At 31.6% G+C, this 23070-nt stretch carries 24 protein-coding genes; 13 read left to right on the top strand and 11 right to left on the bottom strand.

Going from position 1 to position 23070, the window contains the following annotated elements:
- Positions 1-8: 8 nt before the first annotated feature.
- The gene (locus ACFWU4_RS11445; protein WP_411127960.1) at positions 9-2159 is read right to left on the bottom strand and encodes a TonB-dependent receptor; all 2151 of its coding nucleotides are present in this window, start codon (positions 2157-2159) and stop codon (positions 9-11) included.
- Positions 2160-2368: 209 nt separating this feature from the next.
- Here ACFWU4_RS11445 and ACFWU4_RS11450 point away from each other — a divergent pair, with 209 nt between their 5' ends.
- Entirely contained in the window at positions 2369-2863 is a 495-nt protein-coding gene (locus tag ACFWU4_RS11450; protein ID WP_411127962.1) for an RNA polymerase sigma factor, read from the top strand.
- A 4-nt stretch (positions 2864-2867) separates the two neighbouring features.
- A complete protein-coding gene (locus tag ACFWU4_RS11455) occupies positions 2868-3482 on the top strand; it encodes a hypothetical protein (protein ID WP_411127964.1) in 615 nt (204 codons plus the stop codon).
- A 225-nt stretch (positions 3483-3707) separates the two neighbouring features.
- Here the strand turns inward: ACFWU4_RS11455 and ACFWU4_RS11460 are convergent, their stop codons facing one another.
- Both ACFWU4_RS11460 and ACFWU4_RS11465 read right to left on the bottom strand, forming a co-directional pair.
- Positions 3708-4508: a lysophospholipid acyltransferase family protein gene (locus ACFWU4_RS11460; RefSeq protein WP_411127966.1), complete on the bottom strand. Its 801-nt coding sequence runs from the start codon at positions 4506-4508 to the stop codon at positions 3708-3710.
- A 48-nt stretch (positions 4509-4556) separates the two neighbouring features.
- Positions 4557-5198 carry an NUDIX hydrolase gene (locus ACFWU4_RS11465; protein ID WP_411127968.1) on the bottom strand — a complete coding sequence of 214 codons (642 nt, stop codon included), beginning with the start codon at positions 5196-5198 and terminating at the stop codon, positions 4557-4559.
- A 2-nt stretch (positions 5199-5200) separates the two neighbouring features.
- Between ACFWU4_RS11465 and ACFWU4_RS11470 the strand changes: the two genes are divergently transcribed.
- Complete coding sequence (locus ACFWU4_RS11470; RefSeq protein WP_411127970.1) at positions 5201-5905, top strand: peptidylprolyl isomerase; 705 nt, start codon at positions 5201-5203, stop codon at positions 5903-5905.
- 125 nt (positions 5906-6030) lie between these two features.
- Here the strand turns inward: ACFWU4_RS11470 and ACFWU4_RS11475 are convergent, their stop codons facing one another.
- Together ACFWU4_RS11475 and ACFWU4_RS11480 are read right to left on the bottom strand one after the other, a co-directional pair.
- Positions 6031-6642 (bottom strand): trimeric intracellular cation channel family protein, encoded by a 612-nt coding sequence (locus tag ACFWU4_RS11475; protein WP_411127972.1) that lies wholly within the window; start codon positions 6640-6642, stop codon positions 6031-6033.
- Positions 6642-7358 (bottom strand): RDD family protein, encoded by a 717-nt coding sequence (locus ACFWU4_RS11480; protein ID WP_411127974.1) that lies wholly within the window; start codon positions 7356-7358, stop codon positions 6642-6644. The genes ACFWU4_RS11475 and ACFWU4_RS11480 overlap by 1 nt, the downstream gene beginning before the upstream one ends.
- 36 nt (positions 7359-7394) lie before the next feature.
- Between ACFWU4_RS11480 and ACFWU4_RS11485 the strand changes: the two genes are divergently transcribed.
- From ACFWU4_RS11485 to ACFWU4_RS11515, 7 genes are all read left to right on the top strand, one after another.
- A complete protein-coding gene (locus tag ACFWU4_RS11485) occupies positions 7395-8393 on the top strand; it encodes a stage II sporulation protein M (protein ID WP_411127976.1) in 999 nt (332 codons plus the stop codon).
- A 22-nt stretch (positions 8394-8415) separates the two neighbouring features.
- Entirely contained in the window at positions 8416-9306 is an 891-nt protein-coding gene (locus ACFWU4_RS11490; RefSeq protein WP_411127978.1) for a hypothetical protein, read from the top strand.
- Positions 9307-10041, top strand: coding sequence for a DUF4129 domain-containing protein (locus tag ACFWU4_RS11495; RefSeq protein ID WP_411127980.1), 735 nt, complete (start codon positions 9307-9309; stop codon positions 10039-10041).
- Between the two features lie 65 nt (positions 10042-10106).
- Positions 10107-11261 (top strand): DUF4350 domain-containing protein, encoded by a 1155-nt coding sequence (locus tag ACFWU4_RS11500; protein WP_411127982.1) that lies wholly within the window; start codon positions 10107-10109, stop codon positions 11259-11261.
- Positions 11243-12238: an AAA family ATPase gene (locus tag ACFWU4_RS11505; RefSeq protein WP_411127984.1), complete on the top strand. Its 996-nt coding sequence runs from the start codon at positions 11243-11245 to the stop codon at positions 12236-12238. Before ACFWU4_RS11500 ends, ACFWU4_RS11505 begins: the two co-directional genes overlap by 19 nt.
- A 17-nt stretch (positions 12239-12255) precedes the next feature.
- Positions 12256-13587 (top strand): DUF58 domain-containing protein, encoded by a 1332-nt coding sequence (locus tag ACFWU4_RS11510; RefSeq protein ID WP_411127986.1) that lies wholly within the window; start codon positions 12256-12258, stop codon positions 13585-13587.
- A gap of 145 nt (positions 13588-13732) precedes the next feature.
- Complete coding sequence (locus tag ACFWU4_RS11515) at positions 13733-14209, top strand: DUF2141 domain-containing protein (RefSeq protein ID WP_411127988.1); 477 nt, start codon at positions 13733-13735, stop codon at positions 14207-14209.
- An 85-nt stretch (positions 14210-14294) separates the two neighbouring features.
- Here the strand turns inward: ACFWU4_RS11515 and ACFWU4_RS11520 are convergent, their stop codons facing one another.
- From ACFWU4_RS11520 to ACFWU4_RS11530, 3 genes are read right to left on the bottom strand one after another with little or no spacing between them, the layout of a single operon-like run.
- On the bottom strand, positions 14295-16595 hold the full coding sequence (locus ACFWU4_RS11520) for a TonB-dependent receptor plug domain-containing protein (protein WP_411127990.1): 2301 nt from the start codon (positions 16593-16595) through the stop codon (positions 14295-14297).
- 3 nt (positions 16596-16598) lie between these two features.
- Positions 16599-17519 (bottom strand): FecR family protein, encoded by a 921-nt coding sequence (locus tag ACFWU4_RS11525; RefSeq protein WP_411127992.1) that lies wholly within the window; start codon positions 17517-17519, stop codon positions 16599-16601.
- A gap of 54 nt (positions 17520-17573) precedes the next feature.
- Positions 17574-18086 carry an RNA polymerase sigma factor gene (locus tag ACFWU4_RS11530; RefSeq protein WP_411127994.1) on the bottom strand — a complete coding sequence of 171 codons (513 nt, stop codon included), beginning with the start codon at positions 18084-18086 and terminating at the stop codon, positions 17574-17576.
- Positions 18087-18221: 135 nt separating this feature from the next.
- Here ACFWU4_RS11530 and ACFWU4_RS11535 point away from each other — a divergent pair, with 135 nt between their 5' ends.
- Both ACFWU4_RS11535 and ACFWU4_RS11540 read left to right on the top strand, forming a co-directional pair.
- Positions 18222-19547, top strand: coding sequence for a hypothetical protein (locus tag ACFWU4_RS11535; protein WP_411127996.1), 1326 nt, complete (start codon positions 18222-18224; stop codon positions 19545-19547).
- 132 nt (positions 19548-19679) lie between these two features.
- A complete protein-coding gene (locus ACFWU4_RS11540; RefSeq protein WP_411127998.1) occupies positions 19680-20618 on the top strand; it encodes a LysR substrate-binding domain-containing protein in 939 nt (312 codons plus the stop codon).
- Positions 20619-20646: 28 nt separating this feature from the next.
- Here ACFWU4_RS11540 and ACFWU4_RS11545 read toward each other — a convergent pair whose 3' ends face one another.
- The 3 genes from ACFWU4_RS11545 to ACFWU4_RS11555 all read right to left on the bottom strand — a co-directional run bounded on the left by ACFWU4_RS11545 (position 20647) and on the right by ACFWU4_RS11555 (position 22438).
- The gene (locus ACFWU4_RS11545) at positions 20647-20844 is read right to left on the bottom strand and encodes a hypothetical protein (RefSeq protein ID WP_411128000.1); all 198 of its coding nucleotides are present in this window, start codon (positions 20842-20844) and stop codon (positions 20647-20649) included.
- A 216-nt stretch (positions 20845-21060) separates the two neighbouring features.
- Complete coding sequence (locus ACFWU4_RS11550) at positions 21061-21885, bottom strand: TIGR00266 family protein (protein WP_411128002.1); 825 nt, start codon at positions 21883-21885, stop codon at positions 21061-21063.
- 97 nt (positions 21886-21982) lie between these two features.
- Positions 21983-22438: a DUF4442 domain-containing protein gene (locus ACFWU4_RS11555; RefSeq protein WP_411128004.1), complete on the bottom strand. Its 456-nt coding sequence runs from the start codon at positions 22436-22438 to the stop codon at positions 21983-21985.
- Between the two features lie 147 nt (positions 22439-22585).
- Here ACFWU4_RS11555 and ACFWU4_RS11560 point away from each other — a divergent pair, with 147 nt between their 5' ends.
- Positions 22586-23032, top strand: a complete 447-nt coding sequence (locus tag ACFWU4_RS11560) for a DUF4870 domain-containing protein (protein WP_411128006.1) — start codon at positions 22586-22588, stop codon at positions 23030-23032.
- Positions 23033-23070: the final 38 nt, after the last annotated feature.

The following is a 23070-nucleotide window of genomic DNA, read 5'->3' on the forward strand; positions in this document are numbered from 1 at the left end:
TCTAGCTTCTACAAATTATCTAACTGATTATCAGTACCATCTTCACTAATCGTCCAGAAGAAACCAACAAAGAAAAACTGATCTGCAGCAGGCGTTAAAGCGCGTCTATTAAATTGTCCATTAAAGTCTGGCGTATCTGCATATTGATAACCGTTTATATTTTTAAAGCCTAAGACATTGTTAACAGAACAGTATAAAATCTTCTGAGGACTCACTAAATAAGCCCAATTGAGACTAAGACTATTAAATGATTTTGTACGCTCACCTAAAAACTGATTGGTATTTGGATTTGTATAAGGTCTCCCAGATGAAAATCCATAAGCAAGACCTACTTGACTTTTCCAACTATCTATCCAGTATTTACCAACTACAGATAAGTTATGATTAGTAGCAAAACTTGGTTGCGCTGATTGACTAAAATTTCTAGCATTTCGCTCAGTATCTAAATAAGAATAGCTTACCCAATAATCTAAATTCTTTACACTTGTATTATCTCTCCAAAATAAATCTATACCTTGAGCATAACCTTCACCATTATTATTGAAATTACTATCGAAAGCTGTGAACTCCGTATCAAATTTAACTAGATTGCTGTATTTTTTGCGATAAGCCTCTGCTCTAAATATTTTGCCACTATTAACGTATTGGTAGTTTAATATGTAATGAGCAGTTTTTTCTGCTTTCAAATCTCGTTCAAATTTTAATATTGAACTATTAGGGTTCTGAAAGAAATTACCGTAAGCCAAAGAGAATTGTCCATTTTTAGAAATTTTATAGGCTATTGCCATTCTTGGTGCTATATCGGTTTCATCAAAAAGAGAACTATGATCTGCTCTAACACCAACTTTTAGAGCTAAGTCTTTGGAAAAAATAAGGTCTGCTTCAGCAAAACCTGCTGTTATGTTATTTTTAAAACCATAACTCAGATTAAAATCAGAATTTCTAAAATTTTCATTGAAGTCTGTAATAAATTGCTCGCCGCCAAAACTTAACTTAAATCTACTATTAAAACGCTTTTTAACTTTTAATTTAAAATGAGCAGAATTTTCTTTGTCTTCAATATTATTTGTAATAACTGAAATGTCATTTTTAGCGAATGTATAACTTAAACCTGTTTGTACACTCCAGTTATTACCGAGAATGCCCTTGTAAGATGTATTCAAATAAAAATTATTGTTATTTAAAGCAAAGTCAACACCTTCTTCAACATTAATATCTTCTTGGGTTAAATTAAACTTAGATGTATCAAAAGCGGCATAAAATTTTAGCATTCCGTTATTCAATTTCTGTCTAAATACCATTTCACCTTGTGCACCTTGATAAGGTGTTTCCCATTCATTGCGATCTTTAAAAACAGATAAATAAGGGGCTAAATTTATATAAGAAGCATTAAAACTTAATGACGATTTTTCCCATTTCTGAGTATTACCGAGTGTTGCACCTACAGTCATAATTCCGATATCTGTTTTTTCTTGATCTGGTTCGTCGATAGTATTTAAGAGAAGTACGCTAGACAATGCTTGCCCAAATTCTGAAGAGTAACCTCCTGTGGAAAACGTAATACCATCAAACAAAAAAGGTGAATAACGTCCGCGTGTTGGAATGTTGTTCGTTGTTGGTGTATAAGGAGTGAAGACTCTTATACCATCAATAAAAATTTGCGTTTCATCAGCGTTACCACCACGAACAAATAAGCGACCATCTTCTGCAACGTTTGATGTTCCTGGCAAGGTTTGTAATGCACCTACAAAATCGCCAAGTGCGCTTGCTGTAGTGACCACATCTAGTGGCTTTAATACAGATACTTTACTATTGTCATTAGCTTCAAAGGTTCCTGCGCTCAAGACGACTGCGTCTAATGATTCTACATCTTCTCGTAATTTAATATTTAGATTAGATAATTTAGAAACATCATCAATAATCATCTTGGTCTCATAAGATAAAAAAGAGATAATTAAAGTCTGGGTTCCTTTTTCTTCGGTGGTGAATGTAAATTTACCCTCTTCTATAGATGTAGATCCATCGTAGGTACCATCTAAGTAAACATTTGCACCAATAATAGGTTGATTTTTATTGTCAACTACACGACCAGAAATAGTAGTTTGTGCCTGCAGTAATCCTGCTAGAAGTAAAATAATTAAAGTGATTAACTTGTTCATTGTTTGATTGATTAATTCCTGAAAATGCATCCAGGACGTTTTGATAGAACAAACTTCTAGTATTTTTAAACCAACATGAATTCATTTTTACTGAACTGTAAAAATTCTATGATGAATTGAATATATTTGAACACAAAGAAAATCTTCCTATAAATTTGTAACAATATCTAATCTATTACTACTTATAGGTAACTAACCAATCTCATCAATTGAATAAAGAACTTGAACATACTTTTGTAGAACTGTTGCAAAAGCATCAAAATATTGTGCATAAGGTCTGTCGTTTATACACCAATAACTCAGATGCTCATAACGATTTGTTCCAAGAAATAACAATACAGTTATGGCGTGCATATCCTAAGTTTAGAGGGGATTCTAAATTTAGTACTTGGATGTATCGCGTTGGGTTAAACACAGCAATTACACTGTATAGAAAATCTAAACGTCGAATTAATACCCAAGAGTTTGATGCTGTGGAATTTAAAATAAAAGCTGAAGAATATGACGATACCGAAGAACAACAATTAAAGCTCTTATACAAAGCTGTACATCAATTAAACGATATTGAAAAGGCCTTAGTTTTCTTATATCTAGAGGACAAAGATTATAGAGAAATAAGTACAACTTTAGGTATATCTGAAGTTAATGCGCGTGTGAAAATGAATCGTGTGAAAAAGAAATTAAAAACAATATTAAATCCGTAAAATTATGGATGAATTAGATTTATTAAAAAAGGATTGGAACAAAACTGATAATAGTTATCCCACTTTATCCTATGATGAAATATATAAGATGGCACATTCAAAATCATCTAGTATTGTCAAGTGGATTTTTTATATTAGTATGATTGAGCTTGGAATAGGTATTCTTCTTATCTTAATAAATCCACGGATAGATAATCAAATCACTTATCCTTTGTGGTTAGAAGTAGCTGGTTATCTAACAATTCCTGTTATCCTATATTTTATTTATAAATTCTACAAGAATTATAAAGCTATTACAACAACTGACAATGTTAAGAAACTGATAAAGAGTATTTTAAATACTCGAAAAACGGTTAAACACTACGTTATTTTTAATTTAGCATTTGCAGGATGTTTTTCTGCAGTTGCGGCCTTTATTGGTTATACACAAGCCTCAGGTGGTTTTGAGAAATTTAATGAAACTGCACATTTTAAAGAATATGCTATACTTATTTTGGTTATAATTTTGTTCTGCGCTCTTATTCTAGGAATGGTATACGGAATTTACTATCTACTTTACGGGATACTTTTAAAACGCTTAAATAGGAATTATAAAGAGTTGAAAAAACTAGAGGTTTAATGGTCTATAGTTAGCATATTTCAATTGCTTATGGCTAGAACATTAAAAATCCAGAGAAATTAAGTCGCTTTGAGATACCAATATTGGACTAAACAAACAAACACTTTAACAGGGCTATAGGGCTTAAAGCGAAGTTATAAATCATTAGCACTTCAAGTAGATAAGAATAAGCTTTTTAAGAGTTATATTGAAGAGCTAATTAATGCTTAGAAGATTAACTATTAATCACCAATCTCTAAGTTCTTTATTTAATCGCTCTTTTTCTTCGATTTCCTCTTGCGGAATTACTTTTAAAAATGAAGGGTGTTGCTCAATAGCATATTCAATCTTTTCTACAATATCTGCTATAGATTCATTTTCATAATCGATTTTTAAGGGTTCTTTAACCTCAAAAGATTGATAAATATTTTTCTTTTTAATTCTCAAGCCTTTTTTATCAAAAGATCGTCTAAAACCATCTATAACTATAGGAACTACGATTGGCTGATATGTTTTAATAATATGCGCGGTCCCTTTTCTAATAGGCTTAAATGGTGTTGTCGTACCTTGAGGAAATGTTACAACCCAACCATCATCTAAAGCGGTCTTAATAGCGGTAATATCACTCATTTTCACCTGACGATTCACATCCTTACCTTGCGAACGCCATGTACGCTCAATACTAATAGAGCCCGTATAAGCAAATATTTTTGGGATTAATCCAGATTTCATGGTTTCCTTAGCTGCTACATAATACATATTTAGCTTAGGATTCCATAAATAACCAACATTTTTAATATTATCCAAACGGCCGCTTAAACTGGCATTAAATACATGAAACATTGCTATAACATCAGCAAAATATGTCTGGTGATTAGATATGAACAAGACATTTGTATCAGGCAAATTTTTAATAATCTCAGAGCCTTCGATCTGTAAGTCATTAAAACCTCTAAAGCGTCTATGTGTTGCAACGCCTAAGATTCTAATCAACCATTTTTTTACCCAAAGTATATGTCCAAAAGGATTTTTTTTAAATAATCCCATAAATAGTTTTCAGTTTTAGTCAAATACAAATGTAACAAATAACAAACGTTACAGAACTTGTTTTAATAAGTCTTTTAACTCCCCAAGCATCATGGCAGTTGCTCCCCAAACAATTTGATTATTAAGATTAAAAGCTGGCACATCAATATCTCTATTAAAAGACGTTGGTACTGATGCATTTAAGACATTAGAATCGTCTAAGAAATCATGGAGTTTCACTTCAATAATAGCTTCAACCTCCGCTTCTTGTTTAACAAAAGTTGGTGTAATTTTAGAAACTGCCAAATAAGGATGTACCATAAAATTACTTGGAGGAATGTACAATGGGGACATTTTTTTTATAACCTCAATAATAGATTCTGGCACACCGATTTCTTCCTCAGTTTCTCTAATTGCAGTTATTTTCAAATCCAGGTCTTCATCTTCATATTTACCACCAGGAAAACCAACTTGTGCAGAATGAACACCCTTGTATGTTTTTCTTAATATTAAAACTAAGTATGTTTCCCCATCAATATTCGGATAAAATAAAGCCATAACACCAGCTTTTTTTGCTGATTGAGACTTCGCTTTCATTTTTTCTGCTAATTCCACACGATAAGGTGGTGACATTTTAGCATGGGATATTTCGCCAAAAAGCTCTAGATGTTTTACTTTTACTACAGATTTTAAAAACGTATTAAAGCGCATTTATGAGAATTCTATTAGTTATAATAACACTTTTGTTATTATGGAATTGTGAAGATAAACAAACTTCAAAACAAACAGATCGTACGCTAAAAAAAGATTCTGTCGTAGAAAAGTACGAGGCTAAAACAGTTAAGGTTAGTGTAAAACCAGAGTTTCCTTTACTAACTAACAATAATGCCATGGAGTTCTTTCTAGAATATGAGAAAGTAAATAAGGAAAACAAAGTACGAATCTCAACCGATTTTGGCACCATAGATATACTATTATATGACAAAACTAAATTTCATCGCGCCAATTTTATTTACCTAACCAAACGAAATTATTTTAGTGACACACAATTTTACCGCGTCGTCGAGAATTTTGTAATACAAGGAGGTAGTAGTGATGCTTTTGATTTGTATAAGAAGCGTCGTAAAATTGGTAATTATTTATTACCACCAGACACTAAGAGAGGTTACACTCATAAACGTGGCACGATTTCTATGCCTAGTAGCGAAATTGAGAATGCTTATAAATTAGCATCACCATTTCAATTTTTTATTATTAACAGAATTGGCGGAGCCGATTATTTAGATAAAGATTACACTGTTTTTGGTGAAGTTATTAAAGGTATGGATGTAGTTGATAAAATAAATGCTGTTGAAACAGATAAGGGAGATTGGCCACTGCAAAATGTATATATAAGAAAGGTAGAAATTTTAGACTAACAGATTACCATCAATTCTAATACTCTGCATAAGCGTTTGAAATCTAAAGAAGATTTACTTTTCTTTAGAGCTAAGTATATACTGGATTGGTGTTTTCATTCTAAGAATTGAGAACGAGCCTTCATTTACGGCTCATCCTTATAAAGACTTGGCAAGCTAATTTTAAACTTAACGGCTAGTATTCTAACTATTATAACAATAAGACCTGCAATTATAAAAAGATAATTACGATCTTCTAAAATTTCAAGTAGCAAGAAATAAGTGATTCCTCCCAAAATACAAGCTGTTGCATAGATCTCTTTTCTAAAGATTACAGGAATTTCATTACATAAAATATCTCGTAACACACCTCCAAAGCAAGCTGTCATTGTACCTAGTGCTATGCAAATAATTGGGTGCAGACCTGCAACCAAACCAGTCTCAATACCAATAACAGTATACAGAGCAATTCCAATTGTATCAAAAAGAAATAACGATTTGCGTAGATATGAGATTCTTTTTCTAAATACTACAGCAAAAACTGTTGAGCCTATTATAACATAAACAAAAGTCATGTTTCGCATCCAAGATACGGGTTCTACACCAACCATAATATCTCGTAATGAACCACCACCAACTGCGGTTACAAAAGCAATAATAAGGACTCCAAAAGGATCCATACGCTTATTCATTGCTACCAAAACGCCAGAAATAGCAAAGGCAATAGTACCGAATATGTCTATAATATTAAAAAACATTACATATTCTGGGTATAATAGTTATAGTCTTTTATGACCTTCGAGACAAAATTTACGGGATTTTCTTTTGGCTCAACTGCCATAACTTTTATAAGCCTATGGTGTAAATTTAAAATTACATTATGATTGCCTTTTCTTACTGCATCATCATAAAGATTTTTAATTGTTTGCATATCACTATCATTGAGCACAGTAACTTGGCTGTAGGTTGGCACATAATCAACAGGTAAATCTTTAACTAATGTATGATTTATCGTCAATTTTTCCTTTTCGCTAATTACTGTTGTACCAGCCGCAATATCACCAACACGCTGACCGTTTCCTTTGAACAAAATTGTTAGTACAGCAACACCACCAGTTGTTAAAACGACATCAATAACTCTTAATATCCACCTCACAAAATAGTTAGCAAAACTAGCGGGCGAACCATCTAACTTAACCACTCGCATCTTCATAATACTCTTACCAACCGTTTTACCATCCATAAAGGTCTCTAAAAGCACATAGTACAAAAACGCAGGTAAAGACACCAATAGATAGACAGCCCACATATCGCCAGGATCTAAGTCTAACTTTACTAAAAGTAGGATTGCCAAAATCGTGTATAATAGAATTATTGCACTATCAATTAAATATCCCAGCATTCTATCACCAATACTTGCGACGTTTTGGTTTATTCCTACATTTTGAGCAGTTTCTATTTGAAATTCATCCATATTTTCTTTTCTTTGAAAGTCTAAAGGGATTAGTGTATGCGCGAGGCAGCTTTTGTGAAGCAAAATAAAGATAAATGGTTAAGATTTGAAACTATTCTTACAAATAAAACCAATATCGATCCTGATTTACTTTCGGACCTTTATATTGAAATTACAGATCACTTAAGCTACGCTAAAACATTCTATGCTAATAGTAATACAGAACGCTACCTTAACCAAATTGCTTCAAAAGCACATCAAAGTATTTATAAAACTAAGAAAGAGGCTAAAAACAGATTAATTACGTTTTTTACAACTGAATTCCCTTTAATGTTTCACAAACATCATCGTGAGCTACTAATCACATTTTTAGTTTTTGCATTTTTCACTTTTGTTGGGGCATTTTCTACTGCAAGCGACGATGATTTTGTAAGATCCTTTGGATTAAGTGATGGTTATGTTAATATGACATTAGAAAATATAGAGAAAGGTGATCCAATGGCTGTTTATAAGGAGCAAGGAGAATTTAATATGTTTTTAGGTATAACTCTAAATAATATAAAAGTGGCACTTTTTGCCTTTGGCTATGGTATTTTATTTGGAGTAGGTTCTCTTTACTTTATGATGCGTAACGCTATTATGCTTGGTAGTTTCCAATACTTCTTTTATAAACAAGGTCTTTTATGGGAATCTGCTCGGACTATTTGGATCCACGGAACTATTGAAATATCAGTTATTATTATAGCTGGTTGTGCAGGTTTAGTTATGGGAAATGGAATGCTATTTACTGGGACATTGCCAAGACTAGAGGCTTTTAAGCGAGGAGTAATTAATGGACTAAAAATTTTAATGAGCACAATTCCCTTTTTTATTGTTGCTGGTTTTTTAGAGGGTTTCGTTACAAGACATACAGAAATGCCAGATTGGCTAGCTATACTAATAATTTTAGGCTCATTAGCACTTATAATATTTTATTATGTTATTTATCCTATTCGGCTTCACAAAAAAGAGCAAGCCTTTACCGAGTTTAAAAATAAAATAGAGCTCACCAATTAATACACTAACCTAACCGACTTAAATGATGAAAAAGCAATATATAGAATTAAGAAAACAAAGCGACTTCAGTGGCATCTTAACCGATACTTTTGGGTTTATCAGAAATGAATTTAAGCCTTTTATGAAAACTATATTTAGTATAGCAGGACCAGCCTTACTTATTTACATGTTATCATTCGGAGTCTATAATTATGTTGCGGGTGATATATTTAACTTCACTGCCTATGGAGAAACTACGTTTAACTCAGGAAGTATCTTTATGACACTAATTGCTGTAGTTTTCTATGTTATTTCTGCTATTGTGACCTATGTTCTTATGGCTTCTTCTGCGCTCTTCTACATCAAATTTTATATACAAGAAAAAGGAACACCAAATTTAGAAGATGTTAAACGTAGCGTCTACAAATCATTTTGGCCATTTTTGGGCTTAGGGTTTCTTAAAGGGCTCACCTTAGGAGTTGCTTTAATGCTATGCCTTTTGCCTATACTTTACATGATGGTACCTATGGCTGTAGCATATAGTATTTATGTTTTTGAAACGAGACGCTCTGCAACTGACGCGTATAGTCAAAGTTTTAGTTTAGTTAATGCAGATTTTTGGACAGCTTGGGGCTCTTTTATTGTTTTATTTATTTTATACTATGTATTAGCTTTAGTATTCTCTGTACCAAGTACTATATATGCAATGCTCGGAACTGGTATTCTTTCTGGCGAAATAGATCCTGCTAATTTAGATAGTTTTGGGCAAGATCCAGTTATTATTGTTTTAAGTGTAATACAATCTTTTTTTCAAACAGTATTTAATATTATTCTAGTTGTTGGTGGTGCTGTTATTTATTTTCATCTCTATGAAAAAACAAACTTTACTGGCACTTATGAGCGTATTAGCGAAATCGGTAAAATAGAAGAATAAATGAAACTATATTGGTACATCTTTCTATGTTTATTTTTGTTGCAGTTTTCTGTTGCGCAACAAAATGAACAACCGATAAAGCTTGATGATACTGTTATCCAAAAACAGACTATTAATGAGGACGATTTAAAAACTTACAAATCAAATAAAGATTTTAACTATCTTGAAGTTGAAGCTGAAGAAGGTTTTTTAGATAAGGTATATCGCTGGTTAAGAAATGGGTTGCGAAAATTCTGGGAAGCTATTTTTGGCGCAGGTACTGCACAAGGTTTTTTGTATTTTATATTCAGAATTCTGCCGTATATTTTATTAGGGTTTCTAATCTTCTTGCTTGTTCGCTTCTTCCTTAAGGTTAATTCAAACAGATTAATTTATAATGCAAAACAAAGCGGTTCAATTCTTTTAACTGAGGAAGAAGATATTATTAAGAATGAAGATATACCTGCCTTAATAAAGGAAGCTATTAACCAAAAGAATTATAGATTAGCCATACGATATTACTACTTATTGTCATTAAAACATTTAAGCGAAAGTGAACGTATTTTGTGGCAACCACAAAAAACAAATGTAGATTATATAAACGAATTAAATAAAGACAACATAATAGACGGTTTTAAAAATATTACAAAAATCTATGATTATGTTTGGTATGGGGAATTTAATGTCGATGCTCTAAAATTTGAAGCGTTAAAACTACCTTTTGAAAATCTAAACACTATAATTACCAAATCTTGACCAAAAGAGGAAAACTATATATCGTACTGATAGTGTTAACCATACTAACAATAGTGGCATTAGAAATGACAAAACCTAAATCTATTAATTGGTTTCCGTCTTATGCTACACATCATAAAATTCCGTTTGGTTCTTATGTGTTTAATGAACAGTTAGAGCGTATCTCTAATTCTGTAACCTCAGTAAACCGTCCACCATTTGAATTTCTAAAAGACAATAGTATAAATGGTACTTATGTTTTTTTTAACGGAGGTATTGATTTTGGTAAACCAGAACTTAATCAAATACTTGAGTGGGTATCCAATGGCAATACTTTAGTAGTATCCGCGGCAAATTTTGAAAAACAATTACTCGACACCTTAAATCTTAAAACTAAATCCATAAATACAATAGATAATTTTAACAATGTTTTTCAGGTTAATCTTGTAAATTCAAGATTAGATAATTCGGCTAACTATAAATATGACAAAGGTTCAACATTTTATCACTTCGATAAAATTGACACTACACAAACAGCCGTCCTAGGTTTTATTGATAAGTTTAGAGGAGATGGTGAATCTATCCAGGATTCTTTAGTAAACGTAATTAAGCAACCCTTTGGAGGAGGAGAAATTGTACTAAATACATTTCCGCAAGCCTTTACAAATTACTTTATGCTAAAATCACCGAATCAGAATTATACTGCTGGATTATTATCTTATATAGATGTAGAACAGCCTATTTACATAGACACCTATTATAAAACAGGGAAAACTTTTTATACATCACCAATGTATTTGTTTTTAAATACTAAATCTCTAAAATGGGCTTACTACCTAGTTTTAATTGGTGCATTAATTTATATTCTTTTTGAAGGCAAACGCAAGCAACGTGCTATACCAGTCGTAAAACCTCTGAGAAATCAGACGGTAGATTTTACAAGAACTATAGCCAATATGTATTATGAAAACAGTAAACATAAAGACATATCGCAGCACAAAATTCAGCATTTCTTAGAATATATTAGAAATACATTACACCTCAGTACTTCTGAAATTAATGATAGTTTTATAATAAATTTAGCAGCAAGAAGTAATAACACAAAAGAAGATACAAAGGCATTATTTAACTTCATTAATAATGTAAATACAAAAACACAGATTAACTCAAAAGAGCTAGAAAGGTTAAATACCTTAATAGAACAATTTAAATCGCATAACCAATGGAAAACGAAGCAGTAAACAACGACTTAAATTTTGATAATAGAATTCAATTAGAAGGTCTCAAAAATGCTGTAGAAAGCATAAAAGAAGAGCTTAGAAAAGTTATTATAGGGCAAGATAATTTTGTAGAACTACTAATAGTAGCACTTTTAGCAGATGGTCATGTACTTATAGAAGGGGTTCCAGGAATTGCAAAAACCGTTACCGCTAAACTTTTTGCTAAAGTTTTAAAGACTGATTTTAGCCGAATTCAATTTACACCAGATTTAATGCCAAGTGACGTTCTAGGGACATCAGTGTTAAACATGAAAGCGTCTGAATTTGAGTTTAAAAAAGGTCCAATTTTCTCTAATATTGTTTTAATCGATGAAATTAATAGAGCGCCAGCAAAAACACAGGCTGCATTGTTTGAAACTATGGAAGAGCGCCAAGCAACAATTGATGGTACAACTTATAAGTTTGAAAATCCATTTATGGTTTTAGCTACTCAAAACCCAATTGAGCAAGAAGGAACTTATGCATTGCCAGAGGCACAATTAGATCGTTTTATATTTAAAATTAAAGTTACATATCCAACATTAGAAGATGAAGTAAAAATAATTTCATCTCACCACGAACGTAGAGGAGAAAAGCCTCAAACACTTATTAATCCGATATTAGATACGACTTCTTTAGAAGATTATAAAACCAAAACACAGGCTATTCTTGTAGAAGAAAAAATTATTAAATACATCGCAGAAATCGTCTCAAAAACACGTAATCACCCACATCTATATCTTGGTGGATCACCACGAGCTTCAATAGCTATACTAAATACGGCTAAAGCCTTCGCTGCGATTAATGGAAGAGATTTTGTAACACCAGAGGATATAAAAAAGGCATTAAACCCTGTTCTTAATCACAGAATTATTTTAACTCCAGAACGAGAGATGGAAGGCATGACAACTGAAAACGTTATTGAGATGATAGTGCAATCTGTAGAAGTACCAAGGTAAGTAGGCGTAAATAAAATATGAAATTCATAAAATCATTATACATACATAAGCAACTATATATCTATATAGCCATAGCTTCCGTATGCTTTCTTTTGTCTTATTGGTTTCCTGTTTTATATGCTATTGCATCAATACTTACTATTGCATTATTAGTCATCTTTTTTATTGATCTTTTACTACTCTACCAACCTAAATCTGCAATTAGTGCTAAGCGTGTTCTACCAGATAAGTTTTCTAATAGCGACAATAACCCAGTTCCTATAACTATTACAAATAAATATAGTTTTAAAACCTATTTAGATGTTATTGATGAGCTACCCAAGCAATTTCAAAAACGGGACTTCTCATATAAAACAAAGTTAAATCCTCAGCAAAATCATGACTTTGACTATTTAGTGAGGCCAGTGGACAGAGGTGAATATTATTTTGGACATCTTAATATATATGTTTCCTCAATTTTAAAAATAGTAAAGCGCAAATATCAATTTCAAAATGAACAAATGGTAATGGTATACCCATCCATTATTCAAATGCAGAAGTATGATTTCTTAGCAATTAGCAATTCACTTACAGAAATTGGGTTAAAAAAAATTAGACGAATAGGAAACACTTCAGAATTTGAACAGATAAAAGAATACGTGCAAGGCGATGATTTTAGAACTGTTAATTGGAAAGCAACTGCAAAACGAGCTCAATTAATGGTAAACCAATATCAAGATGAAAAATCACAACCCGTTTTTTCTATTATAGACACAGGTCGTGTAATGAAAATGCCCTTTAAGGGGTTAAAACTTTTAGATTATGCTATTAATTCTACGTTAGCATTTAGTAATGTAGCACTAAAAAAACATGATAAAGTAGGAATGTTATCATTTTCTAAAAAAATTGAAGCCTTCTTACCTGCTATAAATAAACTAACATACCTTAATCGTATCTTAGAAAATCTATACAATATAGATACACAGTTTAGTGATAGTGATTTTGGCTTACTTTATGCACAACTCAAACGAAAAGTAACGCATCGTAGTCTATTATTATTATATACTAATTTTGAACATCTAAGTGCATTAAAGCGTCAAATGCCATATCTGCAAGCTATTTCAAAGAAACATATGCTTGTTGTTATTCTTTTTGAAAACACTGAACTCGATCATATTATCAAAGAAAATGCAGAAGACTTGCAATCTATTTATCATAAAACTATTGCAGAAAAATTTGCTTTTGAAAAGCGATTAATGGTTAAGGAACTTCAAAAATATGGTATACAGGCTATACTTACTCCGCCAGAAAAGCTTACAATTAATACTATAAATAAGTATTTAGAGATTAAGGCACGTGGATTATTATAGTGAATAAATAAGGTTCTTGGGTTAATTAACTACAACTCATCCTATAATAATTACAATTCGGTAATTACAATTATTTCTTTTTTACTGTTTATTGGATATTTGAATCATCAAACAAAAAACAATAACCATTAAAACACAAATTATTATGAAATCTAAGATTCAAGAACACAGAAAAAACAATAGAAGTATTGTGATTAAAAATTTAATTTTAACTTTCGCTTTAGCCTTATCAACTTTAATTGGCTTTTCTCAAGATTCTGACACAGAAACGGGTATTAGTATAACAGTAACTATTGACAATGTAAAGAACGACAATGGCACTGTTTTATTCTCTCTACATACAAAGGATACTTTTATGAAAGGCAAAGGTATTATAGATACACAAACAAAAATAAAAGATGGCAAGGTTACTATTACATTTAAAAATGTAATGCCAGGTGAATATGCAATCATGGCATTACATGATGAAAATGACAATCAACGCATGGATTTTAGAGAAAACGGAATGCCTTTAGAATCATATGGTATGTCTAACAATGTGATGTCATTTGGACCACCTCAATACGGTGATGCCAAGTTCAAAGTAGAAAAAGAAGATTTAGAAATGGCAATCAGATTCTAAATTTAATAAAACAAAGCAAAAAGAAAAGACTGAGTTTTCTCAAATGAGATGAGCTCAGTCTTTCGAAATTAATTAAGGGCTAAATCTACCAGTATAATCTAAACATAATGTTTGGTGTTATACCTATGGAGTATCTTTCTATTAGTTCTACAGCATCATTTAAATTATTATTTCCTCTATATTCTCGAGCAATTAAGTTGTTTCTATTATATAGATTACGCACAGAAAGCCCAACCTTACCTTTTAAGCTTTTGGTTTTAGAAAAATTAAAACTATAGGTTGAAGAAAAATCTAATCTGTGATATACTGGAAGCACTCCTGTATTTATACCTTCGTTAAACTCTAATCCATCACTACCTTCTTGTGCAATTGTAAAAGGTCTTCCTGTTTGCCATTTCCAACCCAAAGCAAATTGTAGCTTATTCAACTTATAGCTCAACGCTGTGGATATGGCATGCGTAACGTTAGACTTCGATTTAAAGGATTTATTTTCATTAAGATTTATAAACCGACTTCTAGCACGGTTATAAGAATAACTGACCCAAGAATTTAATCCTCTAAACTGCTTTTTTAAAAACACATCAACACCAAAAATATTTTGACTACCAATATTAAAACCACTATTCTCTGGGTTTAAAAACCCTAAGGATAGGGCTGTTATATTTTTAAGTTTTTTCAAATAAAAGTCAGTATCAAAACTAAAGCCATTTTTTGTGTAAACAAATCCTGTAGAAACGTGCCTACTATTAATTATGGGGAAATCGAGATTATTAGACAATCTCCATACTCTATTCTCTAATGATAAGTCGCTAAATACAGTTTCATCGATTTCACTAATTATCTGGTTTTTAATCTCAGCACTAACCTGAAGTTTAATACGGTCATTTAAGGATTTAAATAGAAGTAATCTTGGCTCTATCCTAACTGCATCTAACTCATTAAAATAGCTACCTCTTAACCCAAATGACAAATCAAATAATTTAGAGTTTTTGTAATCTAAATTTCCATAAACACTATGGGTTTGGACGATATTATCTTCAGTATCTAAAATAAATACTAAATCTGAAGTATTTATAAATGCATAAGCCACATCTTTTAGCGTATATTGATAACCAAAGCTTAAGTTATGTTGGTTTGATGCTCTATAATTTACCTCCGTTGATATCCCAGAATCAAAAATTGAATTTCTTTTTTCAAAATCCGACACTTGACCATCCGTACCAGTAGTTACAAAATTATAATTGAATTTATAATCAGAAAAATAAGCTTGTGTTGTTTGTATTGTTTTCTTATTCCATTTAATATGCCATCCTAATCCATAACCACCATTCTTTATCTTTAAAATATCATTAAAAGTCTTACCCTCTTCACTATCGTTAGACAAATAATTAAGTTGATTATCAATAAAAATTAAGCTAGCATAAAAGCGGTTTGAATCATTGAGCTTATAATTCAGTTTTACATTATAATCTAAAAAAGCAAAATCATTATTACCATTTTCGTCCTGATTAATCTTAGTACTTTCAAAAACTTTATCTGTAAATTGCTTAAAAGTAAAGGTTTCGAATAGACTCGAGTAGCTATGCCTAATGGCCCCTTGAAGGCTTAACTTATCTTTAATTATTGGTAATTCTAAAATCGCATCAGCACTTATTCCATTAAAACCTATTTGAGCTTTAACCTTATTATCAATTATAGACTTTGATTTTATATCAATTACACTAGATAAACGCTCTCCATATTTAGCATCCGTACCTTTATTTACAAATTTTATTTCAGAAGTTATATTAGGATTTAATGGAGAAATCATACCAAACAAATGTCCTTTGTGGTAGATATTTATACCATCAAAAATTAGACGGTTTTGATCAACAGAACCTCCTCTAACAAAAAAACCAGATGCAGTTTCATTAGGACTTAAAACGCCTGGTAATAACTGAATACTTTCCAATACGTCTGGTTCTATTAAACCAGGAAGGATTCCTAATCGAGATGGATTCAATGTATATGTGCCATCTTTATTTTTCTCTATACCTTTTGCCAAATAACTTTTAACAACCACTCGCTGTAAGGGTTCTGTGTTAATTATTTCATCCTTATCTTGACTAATTATTATGTATCGATTTTCTATTAATTGAAAAAATAAATTTGTCTGACGGTTGAGCTCATTCAAAATTTCAGCTAAGGTCCTTTTCTTAAGATTTAGAGTTATACTTTTCTCCTTTATATATTCGTCTTTATAAGAAAATAATACACTGTAAACAGCTTCAATATTTTCTAAAGCGTCTGCCAGCGGAACATTGCTTAATTCAATGGAAAAAGCCTCTTCTTGCGAAAAGGCTGGTAATGAGAGTAACATTAAGACAAAGACACAGATCAACCTCATCCTTTAATATCTGAGTTTAATGTTACGTTTTTCTTCTTCAATATATTTTATATTTAATGGTCTAAAAACTGTCTTCAAAGCAATATTTAAACTATCGTGAGGAAAACTACCTGTAAAGACATCTGTGTCGTTTATGTCGTTGGAGTCAAACCTAATATTATATTGATTTTCTAAAGCTTTTATAACAAATTTTAAAGGGACACTCTTAAAGGTGCTTTCACCGTAAATCCAAGCTGGCAATTTTTCTTCATTTTGTGAAGTTGTAATAGAATATCCATTTACTCGTCTTAAAGCGTCGTTTTGCAACAAGATATAGTCAGATTGCTTGGTCTTTACTCCAACCTTACCTTCGTAACAAACTACATCAAAGAAGTCTTTTGTGCTATTAATATTAAACTGCGTACCTAATACAGTAACTGTACCATTATTTGTATTCACATCGAATTTTTTCCCTTTAGCCACTTTAAAATAAGCCTCGCCATCTAAATTTAGTTTTCTGTTTTCTTCCCAATTATCTTCATTGTAAGTTATCTTAGAATTAGAATTTAGAATAACTTCAGAACCATCTAAAAGCGCAATAGTTTTTTGCTCACCAAAACCTGTCTGAATAATCGTTTCAGTTTCATTTAAAAACATAAACAAACCAAAAATTAATGCAATGGACGCTGCAATAGCAAATGACCAATTTTTATAAAGTGGTATACTTTTTTTGGTCTTCTTTGTAATTTTTTCTTGAATTTTAGCAAATGACAACTCTATTGGTGCATCTAAACACTCTTTTACATACAAACCTTTTCTCAACTTTAAAAAAGCAATATAATCTTGTTCGTCTACAAGATCTTTAAGTTCTTTGTCCGTTAATTCTCCCTCTAACCATTTGGCTAAAAATGTATCTAATTGGTTATGTGAAATCTCTTTTTTCATTTGTTATACTAGTAAGACAACCTAGATATAAAAAACCCTACTTAATATTTAAAATTAAATATTGCCAATCTCTTTTCGCATAACTAAAAGTGCTTGGTGCATTCGTTTTTCTACAGCCTTAACGCTAATGTCTAGTTGGCTTGCAATCTCTTTATACTTTTTCTTTTCTATTCGATTTAACAGAAAAACCTCTCGCTGTTTTTCTGGTAAGTTCGCGATGGTCCTTTCTAACTTATACATAAACTCTTTTTCTAGCATAATAAATTCTGGTGATTCACCAGTACTAGAATTCTGATGTGTTTTAGTATAATTTTGCACAACTTTTAGATGTTTTACATCATTTAAAAACAAATTGTTCGCAACAGTGTAGATATAACTTTTTACTTTATTAAAATCCACCTTACTACAATTATCCCAAAGTTTTATAAAAGCTTCTTGTAACAAATCTTCCGCTTTATCAATGCTTTGTGTTTTAAAAAAAAGGAAACGCCTTACTTCCTTTGCATGAGTATTATAAATACTTTCAAAGGTTTTTGATTCGCAAATATTATAATTGTCTTTAGCCATTGAAGCTTTTAAAATTAAAAAATCAAAACTATGAAAAAAATAGTTTGAGTAAAAAGTAGGGTTTATTAAATCTAGGTTGTCTTACTACTGATTAACCTCAATAATTAATTTTAATCTTATAAATTTTAAGTAAAAATGAAAACATTTAAACTAGCACTTTTTAGCTTAGCTTTCACTTTATTGATGTTTACCTCTTGCACAAATGACGAACCAGTTGTTATGGAGGATCAATCAACAGAAGAAAGTGAATCTATCATTACAACATTTAACCGATTAAATCAACAAGTAGATCAAAATGGCAATTTTAATGTAGAGAACAATCCTGCAGGTAATATTGTATTTGATTTTTGTTTTGACTTTGTTTACCCATTAACACTTTCTTTTAATAATGGTACAACAGTAACTGTAGAGAATTTAGATGGTTTAGTAGATGTTATGATTAACTCTACAGAAGACCTTTATGTTAACGGCATAGCGTTTCCTTTTGATGTTGAAACATACAATGAGACTACAAATGCTATTGATATTGAAACAATTAATAATGAAGAAGAGTTTGCAACTTTACTTGAGAGTTGTTTATTTGACGATTTTGAACCTTGTGACTGTTTCGAAGTTTATGAGCCTGTTTGTGTACAAGTTACTGATCCAAATGGAGAAACTTTCACAATAACATATTCAAATTCATGTTATGCAGAGTGTGATGGCTTTACAGAAGCCGACTTTGTAGATGACTGTGAGGAAGATTATTTTTCTTTCGATTTTGAGTGTTTCACACTTAATTACCCTTTAGAAATTATCATAGATGATGAAACTACTGTAACTGTTAACTCTAATGAAGAACTTGGCAATGCTATTTATGATGTCTATAATTTTGATTTTGTTTATCCTTTTTCAGTAACATTAGAAAATGAAGAGGTTGTTACAATTAATAGTGCTGAAGATATAGAAGCACTAATCGAAACTTGTTTTGGTGATTTAGGAAATTCTGGAGAATGCGAAGAATGTTTAAACTTACCTTTTGATCCTGTTTGTGTTGAAGTAGAAGGTCCTACTGGAGAAACGGCAATCTTCGTTTTCTCAAATGCTTGTGTAGCTGAATGTGAAGGATATACAGAAAACGATTTTGTTAATTGTGAAGATAATACACCTGTTGAATGTACATCAGATAGCGTAGAAGCCATTGCTTTAGAGTGTCCTTGGATTGCTATATATGCTAGCGGCACTTTTGGCTACTCATTTAATAGTGATGGTACGTTTACAGTATCTGACGGAAGTGGTAATACCATTACTACAGGAACTTGGTCAGTTGTACAAGGAAATACTGGTGCACAAACAATAATTTTAGATGCAGTGTCTGGAAATTTTGACGATGAGTGGGCATTTTTAGATTGTAACTGGGACACTTTAAGTGTACAAAGCCTTATAGATCAGAGTGCCGCAATAGGTTCACTCTGCGATTAAATTTAATCATAAGTTAGTAAATTGATTGATTGAAAAAGTCTTCAGGATGTAATAGTCTGAAGGCTTTTTTTTGCATTTTTTCTATAAGTAAAAACAATAGATTTTGTATTTTTATAGTCTTAATCAATCGATATGACAATCACACAACTAAAATATGCATTAGCCATAGCAGAGCATAAAAACTTTACCAAAGCTGCTGAAAAATGCTTCGTTACTCAGCCTACATTGAGTACACAAATACAAAAACTAGAGGACGAATTAGACATTATAATTTTTGACAGAGGTAAAAAACCAATTGAAGTAACCGATGTTGGTAGAAAAATCATTTTTCAGGCGCGTAATATTGTCAACGAGGCAGATCGCATACAAGATATTGTTGATCAGCAAAAAGGATTTATTGGTGGCGAATTTAGATTAGGTATAATCCCAACCGTTATGCCAACCCTTTTACCTATGTTTTTAAAAAACTTCATTAAAAAATATCCAAAAGTGAAGTTGAAAATTGAAGAGCTAACCACAGAAGAAATCTTAACACGTATTAGCGACGGACATTTAGATGCAGCAATTGCAGCAACCCCTTTAGAAAGCGACAACATAAAAGAACGCGTCTTGTATTACGAACCGTTTGTTGCGTATGTACCAAACAATCATCGACTTAAAGATAAAAAAAAGATAGAAATAGCAGATCTAGATATTGAAGATATGTTACTATTAGAGGACGGTCATTGTTTTAGAGATGGAGTTCTTAATTTATGTAAAGCTTTTAAAGATCAAATAGATGAGACCTTTCAATTAGAAAGCGGAAGTATTGAAACCTTAATAAAACTATCTAACGAAGGGATGGGAATGACACTACTTCCTTATTTACATACTTTAGATATTAAAGAAAAACTGAGTTCTAATTTAAGACACTTTACAGAGCCTTCACCAGCAAGAGAAGTAAGTATAATATATCACAAGAGTGAATTAAAAATGCAGATTATCGATGCAATGCATAACGTAATTTCTGGCATTATAAGAGGTGCAATTGCGTTTCAAAATGTCGAGATTATAAGTCCATTGCCTAAATAAAAAAAGCGACTCGTAAGTCGCTTTTATTTTATGCTTTTAAATAAATTAAACATTGATTTAATTCTGGGTTCTGATTAATTAGGGACTGAATAAAAATTCTTAATTCTTCAAGCTCGTGAGGCAGTAATCTATTTACCGCTTTTTGCACTTCTTTGCAGAATAATGTCGCATCAAAACTAACCTTGTTAAGTATTGTTTTAGTATACTCATACATCGCTCTCGCCATAGGTAATCTTTGGTTTTAGGTTTAACAAAAAGTAACTTTTTCTATAGGCTATTGTTTCAATTTATGAATTAAAGTTATAAAAAAAACGCTTCGTTTCATTAAATCATATAAAGTTTAACAGCTTATTATGTTAAAAGTTTGATGTTAATCGATGATAAGTCTAATTGTTAAAGGTAAATTCTGACACTTTAAATCATTAATTTATGACACATAGATCTAAAATCGATTATCCCCATCTAACAAATCGCCTAATCCACCAAGAATACTACCCTCTCCTTTAGACTTACCTCCTCTTGGCACCGATGCTAAAACACGACCTGCTAATCTACTAAAAGGTAAGGACTGAATAAACACTTTTCCTGGCCCTTGTAGTTTTGCAAAGAATAAACCTTCTCCGCCAAAAATAGAATTCTTTATGCCACCAATAAACTCTATATCATAATCTACACTTTGAGTAAACCCAATGATACAACCTGTATCTACACGCAAAGTTTCACCAGCAGCTAAAGTTTTTACTGCTGTGGTTCCTCCTGCATGTACAAATGCCATTCCGTCTCCTTCTAATTTTTGCATAATGAAGCCTTCTCCACCAAAGAGTCCACGGCCCAATTTTTTAGAAAATTCAATACCTACACTTACACCTTTAGCGGCACACAGAAAAGCATCCTTTTGGCAGATAAATTTTCCGCCAAATTCCATTAAGTCAATTGGGATAATTTTTCCAGGATAAGGTGATGCAAAAGATACATTCCGTTTTCCTGTAAGGTCGTTATAAAATGCCGTCATAAACAAACTCTCACCTGTAAGTATGCGTTTACCAGCACCTAAAATTTTACCTAAAAAACCAGTATCTTTCTGAGATCCATCACCAAAAATGGTATCCATTTTAATACCATCATCCATCATCATAAAACTGCCTGATTCTGCAATCACGGCCTCTTGTGGATCTAATTCGATTTCTACATACTGCATCTCTTCACCATAAATACGGTAATCTATTTCGTGTGCGTTTCTATCGTTATAATCTGGTAATTTTTCCATAATATTATTTTTGATTTAAGATTGATTCTCTTATAAGTTGTGAAAATTCAAATTTTGTTACAATTAATGAGATTGCCACGTTTCGCTCACAATAACGTTACGATTTTACTTTCAACGTCCATTCAAAATTAAAAGATGATACTTGTACTCCATCTTTATTGATACCGTTAGCGCTTAACCAAATCGTTTGCCCTTCTCCAGTTTCAAGAGCTTTGCGCATCGCGTCATCTAATTTTAAACCATCATCGCATGTGAAGGTTATTCTCCCAGTTGCCTTTTTAGTAAACGAAGCATTATTATTAACCACTAACATTGATATTTTTTTTCCGCTTTCTCTAATCTTTTTCATTACTAATGCACCAGTTGCTAACTCTGCTGCCATACCTTGTACAGCCCAAAACATAGATTTAAAAGGATTTTGATTTACCCAACGATGTTTTACAGATACAATACAAGTAGTGTCATTAATTTGTGTAGCTCTAACACCAGTTAAATATGCTGCAGGTAGCTTAAACATTAGAAATGTATTGAGTTTAGACGGTGTTATCTTCATATGATTTGATTATAATTTCCCACTAAAATAATTGAAAATTTCAAGCCTAACTAATGTTAATAAAATGTTAATTTTTAGTACTATGCGTAACATAATACCTTTTTAAAGACATATATTTGTATAAACAACTATTATATACTCTTAAAAATGACAAATAATCACCATAAAAATTTAGCCACATTTATACATCTCTCCACATTCTCTAGATTTATAATTCCTTTTGGTAATTTCATTGGGCCAATAGTATTGTGGGCAGCCAATAAAGAGAAATCAGATTTTATAGACCAGCATGGTAAACAAGCTATTAATTTTCAGATTAGTGTTTTACTTTATGCTATTATTATCGGTACAATTAGTGTCCCATTCTTTATATTCAAACTCTTTAGAGGTCTAGATGTTATAGATTTTCATGGCCTTCATAATTTTCATATTAATGTTGGTGAACCTTCTCCTCTATTGTATATAGGAGGTGGATTAGGAGCTTTGGCAGTTATAGCATTTATTATAGAACTCGCTCTTATTGTTAAAGCAAGTTTATCTGCGAGAGATGGAAACATTTATAAATATCCATTAACAATCAATTTTTTAAAATAAAATAGTCATCAATCTGTGCTGAACTCGCGTCAGTATCA

This window comes from Winogradskyella sp. PE311, assembly GCF_046545555.1.
Lineage (GTDB): Bacteria > Bacteroidota > Bacteroidia > Flavobacteriales > Flavobacteriaceae > Winogradskyella.

Bases quoted from the DNA above. Each gene is read 5' to 3' on its own strand.
- ACFWU4_RS11515 (WP_411127988.1), top strand. From the start codon at position 13,733: ATGAAATCTAAGATTCAAGAACACAGAAAAAACAATAGAAGTATTGTG.
- ACFWU4_RS11470 (WP_411127970.1), top strand. From the start codon at position 5,201: ATGAGAATTCTATTAGTTATAATAACACTTTTGTTATTATGGAATTGT.
- ACFWU4_RS11525 (WP_411127992.1), bottom strand. From the start codon at position 17,519: ATGAAAAAAGAGATTTCACATAACCAATTAGATACATTTTTAGCCAAA.
- ACFWU4_RS11475 (WP_411127972.1), bottom strand. From the start codon at position 6,642: ATGTTTTTTAATATTATAGACATATTCGGTACTATTGCCTTTGCTATT.
- ACFWU4_RS11530 (WP_411127994.1), bottom strand. From the start codon at position 18,086: ATGGCTAAAGACAATTATAATATTTGCGAATCAAAAACCTTTGAAAGT.
- ACFWU4_RS11510 (WP_411127986.1), top strand. From the start codon at position 12,256: ATGAAATTCATAAAATCATTATACATACATAAGCAACTATATATCTAT.
- ACFWU4_RS11455 (WP_411127964.1), top strand. From the start codon at position 2,868: ATGGATGAATTAGATTTATTAAAAAAGGATTGGAACAAAACTGATAAT.
- ACFWU4_RS11560 (WP_411128006.1), top strand. From the start codon at position 22,586: ATGACAAATAATCACCATAAAAATTTAGCCACATTTATACATCTCTCC.
- ACFWU4_RS11480 (WP_411127974.1), bottom strand. From the start codon at position 7,358: ATGGATGAATTTCAAATAGAAACTGCTCAAAATGTAGGAATAAACCAA.
- ACFWU4_RS11545 (WP_411128000.1), bottom strand. From the start codon at position 20,844: ATGGCGAGAGCGATGTATGAGTATACTAAAACAATACTTAACAAGGTT.
- ACFWU4_RS11505 (WP_411127984.1), top strand. From the start codon at position 11,243: ATGGAAAACGAAGCAGTAAACAACGACTTAAATTTTGATAATAGAATT.
- ACFWU4_RS11460 (WP_411127966.1), bottom strand. From the start codon at position 4,508: ATGGGATTATTTAAAAAAAATCCTTTTGGACATATACTTTGGGTAAAA.
- ACFWU4_RS11540 (WP_411127998.1), top strand. From the start codon at position 19,680: ATGACAATCACACAACTAAAATATGCATTAGCCATAGCAGAGCATAAA.
- ACFWU4_RS11520 (WP_411127990.1), bottom strand. From the start codon at position 16,595: ATGAGGTTGATCTGTGTCTTTGTCTTAATGTTACTCTCATTACCAGCC.
- ACFWU4_RS11495 (WP_411127980.1), top strand. From the start codon at position 9,307: ATGAAACTATATTGGTACATCTTTCTATGTTTATTTTTGTTGCAGTTT.
- ACFWU4_RS11500 (WP_411127982.1), top strand. From the start codon at position 10,107: ATGACAAAACCTAAATCTATTAATTGGTTTCCGTCTTATGCTACACAT.
- ACFWU4_RS11550 (WP_411128002.1), bottom strand. From the start codon at position 21,885: ATGGAAAAATTACCAGATTATAACGATAGAAACGCACACGAAATAGAT.
- ACFWU4_RS11555 (WP_411128004.1), bottom strand. From the start codon at position 22,438: ATGAAGATAACACCGTCTAAACTCAATACATTTCTAATGTTTAAGCTA.
- ACFWU4_RS11445 (WP_411127960.1), bottom strand. From the start codon at position 2,159: ATGAACAAGTTAATCACTTTAATTATTTTACTTCTAGCAGGATTACTG.
- ACFWU4_RS11485 (WP_411127976.1), top strand. From the start codon at position 7,395: ATGCGCGAGGCAGCTTTTGTGAAGCAAAATAAAGATAAATGGTTAAGA.
- ACFWU4_RS11465 (WP_411127968.1), bottom strand. From the start codon at position 5,198: ATGCGCTTTAATACGTTTTTAAAATCTGTAGTAAAAGTAAAACATCTA.
- ACFWU4_RS11535 (WP_411127996.1), top strand. From the start codon at position 18,222: ATGAAAACATTTAAACTAGCACTTTTTAGCTTAGCTTTCACTTTATTG.
- ACFWU4_RS11490 (WP_411127978.1), top strand. From the start codon at position 8,416: ATGATGAAAAAGCAATATATAGAATTAAGAAAACAAAGCGACTTCAGT.